Consider the following 13,794-nt stretch of genomic DNA (forward strand, 5'->3'; position numbering starts at 1 on the left):
TCGGCGGTCGCCCTCCAAGCGGCGTCCATCCCGCCTGCGGTACCGGTGCGACCGGCGTTGGAGGGGGCTTGGAGACGGCGTCCGGAGAGTGCGGGGACCAGCCGGAGCGCAGCCGCGCGCCCCGAGCCACCGGGACGGAGACCCCGCGATGCACGCCTTCTTCAAGGACGCCGACTTCCAGTTCGGCGTCGAGAACGTCCTCGGCAGCACCTACTGGCGCGCCGCCGACGTCGGTGAGGTGCTGACGACGATCGACCGGATACCGAACCGCTCCGCGCCGGCCTGGGTCGAGCAGTGGACCGTGACCGCCGAGCGGCTCGCCTCCGAGGCGCGCGACGCCGAGGCGGCCGGCCACCTGCGGACGGCGGCGGCGCGCTGGCTGCGCGCGTCGAGCTACTTCTCCGAGGCCTCGGACAAGGCCGATGCCACCGGCGGGTTCACCGAGCTGTGGGAGCGGCACCGCGACGCGTGGGACCGCTTCGTCGACCTGACGACCGCCGCCGGCGACGTCGCGATCGAGCGCCTGGAGATCACCTACGAGGACACCACGCTGCCCGGGTACTTCTTCCGCTCCCCCCGTGCCACCGGCGCGCGGCGCACGCTGGTCTACACCAACGGCAGCGACGGCTCGGTGACCGGCGCCTGGTCCCGCGGCGTCGCCGAGGCCCTGGCCCGCGGGTGGAACGCCATGACCTACGACGGCCCAGGCCAGAACGCCGCGCTGGTGCGGCAGCACCTGCCCTTCCGCCCCGACTGGGAGAACGTCCTCACCCCGGTCCTGGACCACCTCACCAAGCGGTCGGACGTCGACCCGGGCCGGATCGCGGTCATGGGCATCAGCCAGGGCGGCTACTGGGTGCCGCGGGCGGCGGCCCACGAGCACCGCATCGCCGCCGCGGTGGCCGACCCCGGCGTCGTCGACGTCTCCACGACCATGCTGCAGCAGCTGCCGCACGCCCTGGTGAAGCTGCTGGACGCGGGCAAGCGGGAGCAGTTCGACAAGGACATGGCGTGGGCGCTCAAGGTCAGCCCGGCGACCCGCACCATGCTGCAGTGGCGGATGCGGCCCTACGGGGTCACCTCGCCGTTCGACTTCTTCACCGCGGCGCGCGCCTACGCCCTGACCGACGAGCAGCTCGCCGCGATCGCCTGCCCGCTGCTGATCACCGATCCGGAGCACGAGCAGTTCTGGCCCGGGCAGTCCGCCCGGATGGCCGCGGCCCTGACCTGCCCGGTCACCGTGCTGCCCTTCACCGCCGCCGAGGGGGCCGACGGGCACTGCGAGCCGGCCGCGACCGGGTTGCGCGGCGAACGCATCTTCGACTGGCTCGACGAGCAGGTCCCGGCCTGAGCGGCGCACCGCCGGCACCGCCGCTCTGGCAGGCTGGCGCGGTGAGCTTCCCTCCCGAGGACGCCCCCGGCTACCCGCCCGTCCGGTACCGCGCCGAGGCGGGGCAGCGCAACGCCCGGCTGCGGCGCGCCGGCACCCCGCCGGACCTGGTCTCCCCCGCCACGGAGATCGGCTTCCTTGCCACCGCCCTGCAGACCGACGGCGAGTTCGGCCTGTACCGGTACACGACGACCGGCCCGCCCACCGGGCCCGGCCCGCACTTCCACCGCACGATCTCGGAGTCGTTCTACGTCCTCTCCGGCACCGTGCAGCTCTACGACGGCGGCGAGTGGTACGACGCGACGGCCGGCGACTTCCTGCACGTGCCCGTCGGCGGGGTGCACGCCTTCCGCAACACCTCCGGGCAGCCGGCCGACATGCTGCTGCTGTTCGCGCCCGGCGCCCCGCGGGAGAGCTACTTCGAGTGGAACGCGGCCCGGGCCGCGTCCGGGGAGAGCCTCACGGAGGAGGAGCGGATCGCGTTCCTGCGGGCGCACGACCAGTTCGACGCGTGAGCCGCCGGCTCACCGCCGCGGGCCTCAGGAGGCGAGCAGTCGGAGGACGCCCTCACCCCGCCGGTTGGCCTGCGCCAGCATCGCGGTCCCGGCCTGGACGAGGATCTGGTGCCTGCTGAGCGAGACGACCTCGGCGGCCACGTCCGCATCGCGGATGCGGGACTCCGCGGCCGCCACGTTCTCGACCGCCACCCCCAGCCGGGCGGCGGTGTGCTCCAGCCGGTTCTCGTAGGCACCTAGGCCGGCCCGCAGCTCCGTGACCCGGCCGATGGCCCCGTCGACCGCGCGGATGACCGCAGCCATGCCGCCGCTCCCGAGGTAGCGGGGGCTGAGGTCCACCGCGTCCTGGATCGTCGACCCGGGACCCGGCACGGCCCCGGCGGTGGTCAGCCCGGTGGCCGTGGCGGTGAACGGCGCGAAGCCCGCCCCCAGGGCCGCCTGCGCGGCCGCGTTCAGCACGTCGAGGTGGTCCTGCGCCGTCACCGCGCCCGCGTAGTCGACCCCGGTGAGGTCCAGCTGCTGCCCGCCGTACCGGACCGCGCCCACCAGCGAGCGGAAGGTGGACGCGAACTCCCCGGAGGTGAAGTCGCCGTGCAGCCGGAGCGTGCCGGCGGCCGGGATGCCCTCCTCGTCGGAGACGGCTGCATGGCGCGAGGCCGGGACGCCGACGTAGCCGACCCCCTCCTGGAGGGTGTCCGCGTCCACCCAGTGGCGGACCTGGAGGGTCGACAGCCCGAGATCGACGGCGCCCATCCCCTCACCGGGGGCTCCGAAGGCGATCCGCATCGTGTCGCCCGCCTCGGCACCGACCTGGAGGAGCTCGTCGTAGCTGCCGTCGAGCAGCACCGCCCCGTTGAACGTGGTCGTGCGGGCGATGCGGTCGATCCCCTCGCGCAGCTGCTCGAACTCCACCCGGGAGGCCGCCGTCACCTGCTCGTCCGCCTCGGGGCCCAGGTTGGCCGCCTGCACGGCCAGGTCGCGCATCCGCCGCAGGGCGGCGGAGACCTCGTCGAGAGCACCTTCGGCGGTCCGCACCACGTTGATGCCGTCGTGGACGTTGCGCACCGCCTGCGTCATCCCGCGCGAACGGCTGCGGAGCCCCTCGCTGATGCTGAGGCCGGCCGCGTCGTCGGCGGCGCTGGTGATCCGCAACCCGGTGGACAACCGTCGCAGGGACGTCGCCATCGCACCGTCGTTCTGGACGAGGACCCGGGCGGCGTTCACGGCGGCCACGTTCGTGGAGATCCGCACCGCTGCTGCACCCCCCATCGCCCGACCGGCCGCCGCCACGCCCCAGGTGGCAGCTGCAGCATCGGCACCAGCGAGACCCGCTTGACCCGAAAGGGTGAGATCGCCGCAGGCGCCGTCCGCTGCCCTTCCCGCCCCGCAGCTGCCACGATCGCGCCATGCCTGCCCTGACCGGTGCCTCGCACCTCGCCTTCACCGTCCGCGACATGGACGCCAGCGCCGCGTGGTACCGGCGCGTGCTCGGCCTGCAGGAGCTGCGCCGCTTCGGCGCGGACGAGGCCGGTTCGCCGCGGGTCCTGCTGCTCGAGCCCTCGAGCTTCTTCGTGCTCGGCCTGTGCCAGCCCCACGACCGCTCCGCCGACGCGTTCGACCACCGGCGCACCGGGCTGGACCACCTGGCGCTCAAGGTCGCCGACGAGGCGGAGCTCGACCGCTGGATCGCCCACCTCGACGAGCAGGGCGTCGCGCACTCGCCGGTCCGCGTCCTGGACCTGGGGCGGTTCGTGTCCTTCGAGGACCCCGACGGGATCCAGCTGGAGCTCTGGGTCTGAGCGCCCGGCCGGTTGCCCGGCGACCCGCCGTTCATCCGGTCCGAACGAGGCGCGCTGTGGCGGACCGGCGCGATCCTGGTTCCGGGACGGACCAGGAGGAGTGCCGTGGCGTGGTCGATCGTGATCGTCCTGACCTTGGTCGCCCGGGTAGCCCTGGTCATCGCACTCGGAAGGGCGGGGACCGGCGACTACGAGTCCGGGCAGCGGACCCCGCAGCGCGACGAGCCGGAGGCGCCCCACCCGCTCGCGGGAGCATGATCCGGCCGCGCTCCCGGCTCACGCCGACCGGGCACCGGGTCCACGTGCCCCGCGAGCGACGCGGGGACGTCGTCCGCCGTCGAGGCCCCGCCAGGTGCGCGCACCACAGACCCGCGGGCCTTCCGTCGCCCACCTGGCGAGGTGGCACCAGTGTGGACCTTTCTGGTCCGGGTCGCCGCTCAGCGCCCGGATCCGCTGATGACGCCGAGCTGCCTGGCCACCCGGACGGCCTCGGCGCGGTCGCAGGCGTCCAGCTTCCGCTGGAGGCGGCGGATCCGCGTGCGGGCCGTGTTGCCGGTGACCGACAGCGCCACGGCGACGCCTGCGGTGGACCGGCCTTCGGCCAGGTGCTCGAGCACCTGCAGGTCGCGCTGGTTGAGGGGGGCCGCCGCCGGCCGGCCCAGCGCCTGGGTGTGGAAGAGCGGATGGGCCATGACCACCTCACTGCGTACGGGTGCCGCTTGGCACCGGACGCTAGGCACGACCGGCTACCGCCGCTGTACCGATCGACCACTGCACGTGACCTTTCGCGCCGAGCCGGCGGTGGCGCTCAGCCACCCGCCCGCTCGAGGTGCCACGCCACCAGACCGACGAGCACCCCCAGCGCGTTGGTGGCCCAGTGCGCCGCGGCGCTCGCCAGGACGCTGCCGCTGCGCCGTCGGAGCTCGCCGAAGACCAGCCCGCCGACGGTCGTGACGAGCAGGGTGCCCGCGACCACGAGCAGGCCGCCGGAGGGGCCGACCGCCTCGGAGACCCCCCGGTTGCTGCCCACGCCGCCGCGGAGCGCGGGGATGAGGTGCCAGAGGCCGAACAGCACCGACGTGGTGACCAGCACCTGCCACGGCCGGCAGTGCCGGGCCAGCGCTCCCCAGAGGACGGAGCGGAACGCGAGCTCCTCGAGCAGGACCGTGCCGAGCGGGATCGCAACGAAGGCGGCGTGCAGGGCCTGGGGCAGCGCGAGGTCGTAGCGGTCGTCCTGGAAGGCCGACCGGGTCAGCGGCAACAGCACCCCGGCGCAGTAGACCCCGGCGACGACGGCGACCGCCCCGGCGCCCCACGCGCACCCCGACCGCAGCCGGGCCCGGCCCAGGCCCAGCTGCGCCCAGCTCAGCCCGGCCAGCCGCGCCGCCGCCAGCAGGCCGGCCCCCTCCAGCGCGCGGACCCACCATGGCGGGTCCAGCGTGTGGTCGGTGACGTTGACGATCACCAGCGCGAGCACGACGCCCCCGGAGAAGACCGCGGGGCGCGCGCGCCGGACAGCGGCGATCGTCACGGTGGTGCGCCCCCTCCCCCGGCGGACGTTCAGGGCTCGCTGACCAGCTGCCGCAGCCGTGCGGTGTCGTCGTCGGTCCACCCCGGCGGCCGCGCGACCTCGGCCAGCCGTCGACGTAGTCGGCCTGGTACTTGTGGCCGTGCCCGTCGGGGACACCGACGGCGAAGGCCATGTCGGCGGTGACCTGCCAGAAGCTGACGAACGGCAGCCACACCATCTCCGGGGAGACGTCGGGGCCGCGGTCGCCGCGCAACCAGTCCGGACGGTCCAGGATCAGCCGCGGCGACCACCACACGATGGGGTCCGAGGCGTTCTGCAGGTAGACCAGCCGCGGCTCCTCCCACGGCGTGGCCGGCTGCTGCAGGTCGGGGGCCTCGTCCGCGAAGCGCACCCTCCGGCCTTCCTCGTAGACCGGGAGCCACTCGGGCGACCCGGGGTCCCGCTCCTCGACGATCTCCCGCCACAGCTCGTTGAAGTTCGGCGGTCCGGCCCACAGGACGCCGTCGGTGCGGTTGGCGATGTCGGCCAGGCCGCTGAAGGCGGCCTCCCCGCCGAAGGTGCCGAGGCTCTCGCCGAAGACGTGCAGCTGCGGTCGGGACTCCGCCGGCAGCTGCGCCCAGACGCCGTAGACCGCATCGAACAGCGCCCGGCCGGCGTCGCGCGCCTTGGCCTGGTCGACCAGGAAGGACATCCAGCTGGGCAGGTAGGAGTACTGCATCGCGACGATGGCGGTGTCGCCGTTGAACTGGTACTCCAGCGCGTCGGTCGCCGCGGGGTCCACCCAGCCCGTCCCGGTGGTGGTCGCCACCACGAGGACGGCTCGGTCGAAGCCCCCCGCCCGCTGCAGGTCGCGCACGGCCAGCGCCGCGCGGTCGCCGACGTCCTCCGCCGACGCCAGCCCGGCGTAGGCGCGCACCGGCTGCTGAGCGGGCTCGCCCGAGAACGCCTCGAGCTCCTCGGGCGTGGGTCCCAGCCCGACGAAGTTCCGGCCCTGCAGGCCGAGGTCCTCCCAGGGGACCAGTGACCCGGGGCTGCCCGAGCGCTCCGGTGCCGTGGGTTCGACGGCACCTTCCTCCGTGCCGTCGTCCTTGAGGCTGAAGGCGGAGTTCATGGCCCCGACCAGACCCTGGAAGAGCACCCCGTTGAGCAGCAGGACCACCAGGACGACGGTGACGAGGACGCCGGCCGGACGGGCCACGCGGCCAGGCAGGACCCGCCCGAGCAGCCGGACCAGCCCGCGGGCGAGCGCACGGACGCCGCGACCGGCCGCGATCAGGAGGGCGGCGAGCAGCACCGCGACGAGCAGGATGCCCAGCGACGAGTACCCCTCGGGCGGGTCGACGCCGACGAGCTCGTGGATCTGCCGCTGCCAGCGCGCCCCGAGGACCAGCATCACCACCACCAGGACGCTCCCGGCGGCGGCGAGCACCATCCACGCGCGGCGCCGGGAGCGCGCCGACAGGCGCTCCTCGGTGGCCTCCGCGACGAACCAGGCGGCGGCGGCGCCCACGCCGTAGCCGATCGCCGCGGTGACGCCCGCGATGAGGCCCTGCAGCAGCCAGCCGCGCGGCAGCAGCGACGGGGTGAGCGACGCGCAGCCGAACAGGAGCGCGCCGAGCGTGCCGCTCCAGGTGTAGCGCGGCAGTCGGCGCAGCCACCGGTCGCGCCGGCGATCCGCGCCGTCCGCCGCCGGAGCGGGCGGCGCTGCCGGCGCGTCGTCCTCACGGACGCGGGCAGCCGTGCTGGTCGGTTCCGCCGTCATGCCTCGCCTCCGCCTCCGGGGACGACCGACGCTAGCTGCGGATCGCGGCCGGCGACTCCTACCAGGGGGATGACGCGGACACGCCTCACGACGGAGACCATCCCGGCATGGCACGGATGACGGCGAGGCCGGGACGGTGGGACGGGGCGGGTGCAGGGAGGGTGAGCACCGCGGCCGACGTCGGGCTCGTGCTCGCCTCGGCGATGGCCCCGGGGACGTTCGCCCCGTCGCTGTCCGCCCGGAGCGCGGTCGACCAGGGCCTGGTGACCGGCCTGTCGACCGGCCTGCACCACCTGCTGGCGGCCGAGGCGCACGACACGCTGGGCGCCGCGGCACGGTTCCTCGTCGGCGAAGGGGCGTCCCCGGCCGCGCTGCGGATCGCGCGGGTGGCGGTCGACGGCGCAGCCGTCCCGCTCGGCCTCGCCGTGCTGCGCGCTCTCCCGCCGCGCGCCGGGGCGCCGGTGCGGGGGATCGTCCGGCAGACCGCCTGGCGGTTCGGCGCCACAGGGCTCGCCGGCGCGCTCCTCACCGGGGCGCAGACAGGCGCCCAGCGGCTGGACGATCGGCTGCGGATGGGCGGGCGGCTCGCCGCCATCCCGCTGGCGGTCCCCGTCGGGCTCGCCGTCGCCTACGTCTCGGACCGGCTACGGGCGGGCGAGCACGCCGAGCACGCCGACGACGGCGCCGCTCCCCCGCCGCTCGGGTCGATCGCCGTGGCCGCCGGGATCGTGGGCTGCCTCACCGGCGCCGCCTACGTGGAGCACGCGCTCACCGGCACCGTCGCGCGCCGGCTCGCGGCGCTGCTCCCCGGCCCGCCCGAGCTGTGGCGCCTGCCCGTGCACGGCGGCCTCCTGGCCGGGGTGGGCGCCGGTGCCGCCGCGGTCTGGCACCGGGCGATGCGGCGGGTGGAGGCGATGACCTCGACCGACGTCCCGGTGCTCGAGCTCGGCGAGGCGGAGCGCTGGGTGCCGCCCACGGTGAGCGGGGGGCCGACCAGCCCGGTGTCCTGGGCGGGCATGGGACGCGACGGCCGCCTCCATGCGCTGGCCACGGTGCGGCCCCGGCCCCTCCCCGAGCGACCGCCGGACGTGCCGGACCTGTCGATCCCGACCGTCATGGGTGAGCCGGCGCGGGCCGAGCCCGTGCAGGTGTACGTGGGCCTGGACAACGCGCCGACGCCGCGGGAACGGGTCCAGCTCGCCCTGGCCGAGCTGGACCGGACGGGTGCCCTGGAACGCGAGCTGCTGGTGCTGGTCTCACCGACCGGTACCGGCTACGTCAACTACGTCGCCACCGCGGCACTGCAGTACCTCGCACTCGGCGACGTCGCCACCGCGACCCTGCAGTACTCCCGCCGGCCCTCGCCGCTGTCGCTCGGCATGGTTCGGCAGGCCCGTGAGCAGAACCGCCTGCTGTGGCTGCGGGTCCTCCAGCTCGTCCGCGAGCGCCCGGGGCACCGCCCGCGCGTGGTGCTCTTCGGCGAGAGCCTGGGGGCGCACACCAGCCAGGACGTCTTCCTCCACTGGGGGACCCTCGGCCTCGAGGCCATGGGCATCCACCGCGCCCTGTGGATCGGGACGCCCTACGGGAGCGGGTGGATGCGCCAGGTCACGCGGGGAGACCGGCTGGACGTCGACCGGTCCGCCGTCGCCGTCGTCAACGACCACGGCCGGTACGCCGCCGTGACCGGACGACGCGGCGCACCGCCGCGCTACGTCCTGCTCAGCCACGACAACGACGGGGTGACGAAGTTCGGCCCCGACCTGCTCTGGTCGCCGCCCGACTGGCTGGGCCCGGACCGGCCGCTCGTCGAGCCCGTCCCCGGGGGCAGCCCCCGGGGGATCCCGCCCGCGATGCGCTGGCGGCCCATCACGACGTTCTTCCAGAGCCTGGTCGACATGAAGAACGCGCAGACCGCCGGGGCCTACGGCGCATGGCAGCACGACTACCGCGCCGACCTGCCGCGCTTCCTCCGCGACGTGTTCGAGCTGCCCGCCACCGACGAGCAGCTTCGCCGGGTCGAGGAGAGACTCGAGCTGCGCGAGACGGTGCGGGAGCGGATGTTCGCCGTCGTCCCGGGCGCCGTCGGATGACGCGCCGGGGCGGACGCGACCTGACCGTCGGCTCTCCGGCCGGCGCGGTCCTGGTCGCGCACGTTCGCCGGCAGGTGGCCGAGGTGCGGGCCCAGGACGCGCCCGTCCGCCTCGACACGCCGGAGAGCGTGCACCAGATGCGGGTCGCCACGCGCCGCCTGCGTGGGGCGCTCAGCACCTTCCAGCCCCTCGTCGACCCGCAGGTCGCCAAGGGGCTGGGCCGCGAGCTCACGTGGCTGGCCGGCGAGCTCGGTGCCGCCCGCGACGCCGAGGTGATGCGCGAGCGGATCCGGGCCGCGGTGAGGGGCGAGACCCGGCAGCAGGAGCGAGGAGCAGCTGGTGACGAGGGGCCGGCGGGCGCGGCCAGGGTGGACGAGCACCTCGAAGCGGCCTACCGCGAGGCCCACGACCGGCTGCTCGCCGACATGGACGGCGAGCGCTACCGGCAGCTCACGACCGCGCTGGAGGCCCTCGCCGAGGACCCGCCGCTGCGGAAGCGCGCCGAGAAGCCTGCCGGGACGGTCCTCCCCGCCCTCGTGGCCCGCAGCCACGACCGCGTGCGCCGGATCGTCCTCACGGCCCGGTCGCGGCCAGCGGGCGCCGAGCGGGACGAGCTGCTGCACGACGCCCGGAAGGCGGCCAAGCAGGCCCGGTACGCAGCCGAGGCGGTCGCACCGGTGTTCGGCAAGGACGCCACCCGCTTGGCCGCAGCGATGGAGGACGTCCAGGAGGCGCTCGGGGAGGGCCAGGACTCGGCCCTCACCCGCGCCCGTCTCCGCCAGCTCGCCGCGGACGCCCCCTCGAGCGAGCTCGCCTTCCTCTACGGGCGGCTGGACGCGCAGGAGGAGGTGCGGGGCGAACGGTCGCAGCACAGCACTTCGACACCGCATGGGAGGCAGCGGAGCGGACGGCGCTGCACCGGTGGCCGGGCTAGGGGTCACCGGCCGGGGCCGGTGGCCTCCTCCAGGTCCGGCAGCGTGCCGATACCCGCCCGCCGGGCCCACAGCGGGAGGACGTACCAGGTCAGCGCTCCCGCCAGGGCGATGACCCCGCCTCCCACGACCCCCTGCCAGAAGCCGAGCACCACGTCGAGGATGAGCAGCACGGCGCTGCTGATCGCCAGGACGAGCAGCCCCAGCCCGACGATCAGCAACCGGTCCGCCACCACGACCAGCGCCACCTTCTGCCGGCGCCGGAACACCATCCGGTGGAACGAGACCGGGGCGATGAGCACGATCGTCGCCAGCGCCGTCGACATCAGCGCCACCGTGTACACGGCGCGCTCGAACTCCTCGAGCGTGGCGAACCGGTTGGTGAAGGCGAGACCGAGGAGGAAGGCGAACAGGATCTGCACCCCGGTGATGGCGACCCGCAGCTCCTGGAGCAGCTCCGCCAGGTTGCGGTCCAGGACCTGGTCCGCCGGCTCGCCGCGAGCGCGCGCGCTGGCGAGGACGGCGGCCGAGTCGAACCGCCCCGAGCGCACCGGTTCTCCCGTGCCGTCCATGCCCGAGCCCCTTCCGCGGGCCTGCCACCGCAGGCTCGGATGCGTCGGGGTCCACCTTCCCCGCTCCCCGTGCTCCCGGCACATCCCCCGCAGGGGACGACGACGACCGGCGGGAGGCAGCGGCACGCTGGGGGGATGCGGACGAGTCTGACGGCTCATCTCGGCTCGCGGCAGGTCGGCAAGGTCGTCTACGGCTCGATCATCGGCCTGGCCCTGATCGTCGCCCTCGAGAGCCACCCCCCTTCCCCGGGGGTCATGGCCGTGTGGCTCGTGGGAACGGCCGTCGCGGTCGGGCTGGCCGAGGTGTACAGCGAGATCATCGGGACCGAGACCCGCACCCGCCACCCGGTCACCAAGCAGGAGTTCCGCCTCATGGCGGAGGACGCGATCTCGGTCGGTGCCGGCGTCTCGTCACCCGCTCTCCTCTTCCTCCTCTCGGCCGTGGGCCTGTTCGCCGTGGACACCGCATTCGCGGTCGCCAAGTGGAGCGGCCTGGGGCTGATCGGCTCCTACGGCTACTGGGGCGCCCGCCTCAGCGGCGCGACGCCCCCCCGCGCCGTGCTGAAGGGCGTCCTGGTGGCCCTGGTGGGCGCGGGGCTCATCCTGCTGAAGTCGCTGGTGCACTGACCGCGCACGATCCGGTTCTGCAACGTGGAGGCGGTCACTAGCCTCCGGGGATCGCCCTCGGGAGAGGAGGCGGGGCCCGTGCGACCTCGAGTCCGGACAGCCGCTCTGACCGGGTTCGCGGAGCTGGCGGGGTCCGTGGGCCTGGACCCCGTCGGGCTGGCCCGCAGCGTGGGCCTGCACGCCTCGGACCTCCGCGCGTCCGACCGGTGGATCCCGGCCGCGGCAGCGGCCCGGCTGCTCGAGCTGTCGGCGGAGCTCTCCGGCTGCGCCGACTTCGGGCTGCGCCTGGCCGGCCTCCGGCGGCTGGGGACGCTCGGCCCGATCAGCGTGGTGGCCCGGGACGAACCCGACCTCCGCACCGCGCTCCACCTGCTGATCAGGTACGAGCACACGTACAACGAGGCGGTGCACATGCGTCTGCGCGAGGAAGGCGAGCGGACGACGCTCTCGGTGTGGATCGAGCTCGGCGAACCCGCCCCCACCTGGCAGGCGTCGGACCTGGTCATCGGCTCGCTGCTCGGCGTCATCCGCGCGCTGGTGGGTGCCGACTGGATGCCCTGGTCGGTCTCCTTCACCCACGACGCCCCGGACGACCCGGCGCCCTACCACCGGGTCTGCGGACCCGAGGTGCGGTTCGGCCGGGACGCCACCGCCCTCGTCTTCCCGACCAGCCGGCTGGGTGCGGCCGTCGTCACCTCGGACTCCTCCCTCCGCCCGTACACCCGGAGGTTCCTGCCCGCCGTCGTGCCCGACAGCCCCGGGACGGCCGTCGCCCGCACGAGGGAGGTGGTCGAGCACCTGCTGCCCCTCGGCCGGTGTTCGCTCCAGCAGGTGAGCCGGCAGCTCGGCCTCTCCACGCGCGAGCTCCAGAGACGGCTCGCCGAGGAGGGCGAGACCTTCACCTCCGTCGTCGACGCCACGCGCGCCCGGCACGCCGAGCGCCATCTGCAGGGCGCCGGCCGCTCGTTGACGGAGATCTCGCTGATGCTCGGGTTCGCCGCGCCCAGCGCCTTCTCCCGGTGGTTCTCCCAGCACTTCGGCACCAGCCCGAGCGCCTGGAGGAGGGCGGCCCGGGCCACGACGGCCGACGTGCCGGCGCCACGCCGACCAGCGCCGACCGGCGACCCCGATCGGGAACCGGCCGCGTCGTCCCCCCGAGGTGATGCGGGGCGCAGAAGGGGCGGGCAGGTTCATCGGCGCGCAGCAGGACCGTCGCTGGGAGGTTGACCGTGGCCGCACCTGTGGGGAGACGCTCGGCGGCGCGAGCAGCCTTCGCGCTGGTGGCGGTGGCCGCCGTCCTGCTGCTGGTCTCCGCCGGTCGGCGAGGCATCTGGATGGTGGTGCTCACCGCACTGGCCGCGGCCGCGGTGCTGGCAGCCGGCTTCTGGTTCCTGCGTCTGCGCGGCCCGCTCCGGTGGCTCGCGCTGGCGGTCGCCGCCGCGGTGCCCGTGGCCCTCCTGGTGCTCTTCGCGGCCAACCGGCTGCTGTGGGTGGCGCTGGTCGCTGCCGGGCTGCTCTTCGCCGCGGTGGCCGCGGCACGGACGGCGCTGCGGCCCGATGCCTCGGAGTGGACGCTGCCCGTGCACGAGGTGCCCCCGGCGCGCCACCCCTTCCTGGTGATGAACCCGCACTCCGGTGGCGGGAAGGTGGACCGCTTCGACCTCCGGCGGAAGGCGGAGGCGCTCGGTGCCGAGGTCGCGCTGCTCGACCGGCCGGGCACCGACGTCCAGCAGCTCGCCCGTGATGCCCTCGCCCGGGGGGCCGATCTGCTGGGTGCGGCCGGCGGCGACGGCACCCAGGCCCTCGTCGCGCAGGTCGCCGCCGACCACGACACGCCCTTCGTCGTCATCAGCGCCGGTACCCGCAACCACTTCGCCCTCGACCTCGGCCTGGACCGCGAGGACCCGGCCGGCTGCCTGGCAGCGCTCCGGGACGGCGTCGAGGCCCGCGTGGACCTCGGGGAGGTGAACGGGCGCCCCTTCGTCAACAACGCCTCGTTCGGCGCCTACGCCGAGATCGTGGAGAGCCCGGCCTACCGCGACGACAAGCGCGGGACGACGCTGGACACGCTGCCCGACCTCCTGGGTGGCCGGCGGGGCGCGCACCTGGTGGCGGAGGCGGCCGGGGCCACCGTCGAGGCCCCGCAGGCCCTGCTGGTCAGCAACGGCCCCTACGGGGCGAGCGACCTCGCCGGGCTGGGCCGTCGGGCGCGGCTGGACCGGGGGGTGCTCGGTGTCGTGGCGTTGCGGGTGGCCTCGGCCCGGCAGGCTGTCGCGTTGTTGAACCGGGCGCACGAGCGGGGGTTGCTCCGGCTCGAGGCCCACGAGGTGCGGGTCACCGCCGACCGGGCCGAGATCCCGGTCGGGATCGACGGCGAGACGGTGCGCCTGACCTCCCCGGTCCTCTGCACCAGCCGCCCAGGCGCCCTGCGGGTGCGTCTGCCGAGGGACCGGCCCGGGATACGCCCTCCCCGTGGCGCCCTCGACGTCGCTGCGCTGTGGGCGCTGGCATCGGGGCGCTCGCAGCACGCACGGGGTGCCGGGGTCGCCGCGGCCTGAGCGGAGCCACCGCCG

General features: G+C 75.1%; 12 protein-coding genes and 2 pseudogenes. 9 read left to right on the forward strand and 5 right to left on the reverse strand.

All coding sequences use genetic code 11. The features are described from left to right. Positions 1 to 148 precede the first annotated feature (148 nt). Positions 149 to 1,351: an alpha/beta hydrolase family protein gene (locus ACI79H_RS10130; protein WP_456554251.1), complete on the forward strand. Its 1,203-nt coding sequence runs from the start codon at positions 149 to 151 to the stop codon at positions 1,349 to 1,351. Positions 1,352 to 1,392: 41 nt separating this feature from the next. Further along, the gene (locus ACI79H_RS10135) at positions 1,393 to 1,905 is read left to right on the forward strand and encodes a cupin domain-containing protein (protein ID WP_456554252.1); all 513 of its coding nucleotides are present in this window, start codon (positions 1,393 to 1,395) and stop codon (positions 1,903 to 1,905) included. Positions 1,906 to 1,929: 24 nt separating this feature from the next. Here ACI79H_RS10135 and ACI79H_RS10140 read toward each other — a convergent pair whose 3' ends face one another. Continuing rightward, positions 1,930 to 3,156, reverse strand: a complete 1,227-nt coding sequence (locus ACI79H_RS10140; protein ID WP_456554253.1) for a flagellin N-terminal helical domain-containing protein — start codon at positions 3,154 to 3,156, stop codon at positions 1,930 to 1,932. A 155-nt stretch (positions 3,157 to 3,311) separates the two neighbouring features. Here ACI79H_RS10140 and ACI79H_RS10145 point away from each other — a divergent pair, with 155 nt between their 5' ends. Both ACI79H_RS10145 and ACI79H_RS10150 read left to right on the forward strand, forming a co-directional pair. Beyond that, positions 3,312 to 3,704 (forward strand): VOC family protein, encoded by a 393-nt coding sequence (locus tag ACI79H_RS10145; RefSeq protein ID WP_456554254.1) that lies wholly within the window; start codon positions 3,312 to 3,314, stop codon positions 3,702 to 3,704. Between the two features lie 105 nt (positions 3,705 to 3,809). Continuing rightward, on the forward strand, positions 3,810 to 3,962 hold the full coding sequence (locus tag ACI79H_RS10150) for a hypothetical protein (protein WP_456554255.1): 153 nt from the start codon (positions 3,810 to 3,812) through the stop codon (positions 3,960 to 3,962). A gap of 179 nt (positions 3,963 to 4,141) precedes the next feature. Here the strand turns inward: ACI79H_RS10150 and ACI79H_RS10155 are convergent, their stop codons facing one another. The 3 genes and pseudogenes from ACI79H_RS10155 to ACI79H_RS10165 all read right to left on the reverse strand — a co-directional run. After that, entirely contained in the window at positions 4,142 to 4,396 is a 255-nt protein-coding gene (locus tag ACI79H_RS10155) for a response regulator transcription factor (protein ID WP_456554256.1), read from the reverse strand. 116 nt (positions 4,397 to 4,512) lie between these two features. After that, a complete protein-coding gene (locus ACI79H_RS10160; RefSeq protein WP_456554257.1) occupies positions 4,513 to 5,235 on the reverse strand; it encodes a CPBP family intramembrane glutamic endopeptidase in 723 nt (240 codons plus the stop codon). Positions 5,236 to 5,395: 160 nt separating this feature from the next. Then, a pseudogene (locus tag ACI79H_RS10165) lies at positions 5,396 to 6,997 on the reverse strand (alpha/beta hydrolase); the annotation flags it as partial. 161 nt (positions 6,998 to 7,158) lie between these two features. On the opposite strand from ACI79H_RS10165, the gene ACI79H_RS10170 reads away from it, so the two are divergent. Together ACI79H_RS10170 and ACI79H_RS10175 are read left to right on the forward strand one after the other, a co-directional pair. After that, positions 7,159 to 9,090 carry an alpha/beta-hydrolase family protein gene (locus tag ACI79H_RS10170; RefSeq protein ID WP_456554258.1) on the forward strand — a complete coding sequence of 644 codons (1,932 nt, stop codon included), beginning with the start codon at positions 7,159 to 7,161 and terminating at the stop codon, positions 9,088 to 9,090. After that, positions 9,087 to 9,857 (forward strand): annotated as a pseudogene (locus ACI79H_RS10175) (CHAD domain-containing protein); the annotation flags it as partial. The gene ACI79H_RS10170 and the pseudogene ACI79H_RS10175, both read left to right, overlap by 4 nt. A 170-nt stretch (positions 9,858 to 10,027) precedes the next feature. On the opposite strand, the gene ACI79H_RS10180 reads toward ACI79H_RS10175, so the two are convergent. Continuing rightward, the gene (locus ACI79H_RS10180) at positions 10,028 to 10,594 is read right to left on the reverse strand and encodes a DUF6328 family protein (protein WP_456554259.1); all 567 of its coding nucleotides are present in this window, start codon (positions 10,592 to 10,594) and stop codon (positions 10,028 to 10,030) included. A gap of 135 nt (positions 10,595 to 10,729) precedes the next feature. On the opposite strand from ACI79H_RS10180, the gene ACI79H_RS10185 reads away from it, so the two are divergent. The 3 genes from ACI79H_RS10185 to ACI79H_RS10195 all read left to right on the forward strand — a co-directional run bounded on the left by ACI79H_RS10185 (position 10,730) and on the right by ACI79H_RS10195 (position 13,779). Then, positions 10,730 to 11,221, forward strand: a complete 492-nt coding sequence (locus ACI79H_RS10185; protein ID WP_456554260.1) for a hypothetical protein — start codon at positions 10,730 to 10,732, stop codon at positions 11,219 to 11,221. Positions 11,222 to 11,356: 135 nt separating this feature from the next. Further along, positions 11,357 to 12,448 carry an AraC family transcriptional regulator gene (locus ACI79H_RS10190; protein WP_456554261.1) on the forward strand — a complete coding sequence of 364 codons (1,092 nt, stop codon included), beginning with the start codon at positions 11,357 to 11,359 and terminating at the stop codon, positions 12,446 to 12,448. Between the two features lie 2 nt (positions 12,449 to 12,450). Beyond that, entirely contained in the window at positions 12,451 to 13,779 is a 1,329-nt protein-coding gene (locus ACI79H_RS10195) for a diacylglycerol/lipid kinase family protein (RefSeq protein ID WP_456554262.1), read from the forward strand. Positions 13,780 to 13,794 lie beyond the last annotated feature (15 nt).

It is taken from the genome of Blastococcus sp. SYSU D01042 (assembly GCF_054050515.1).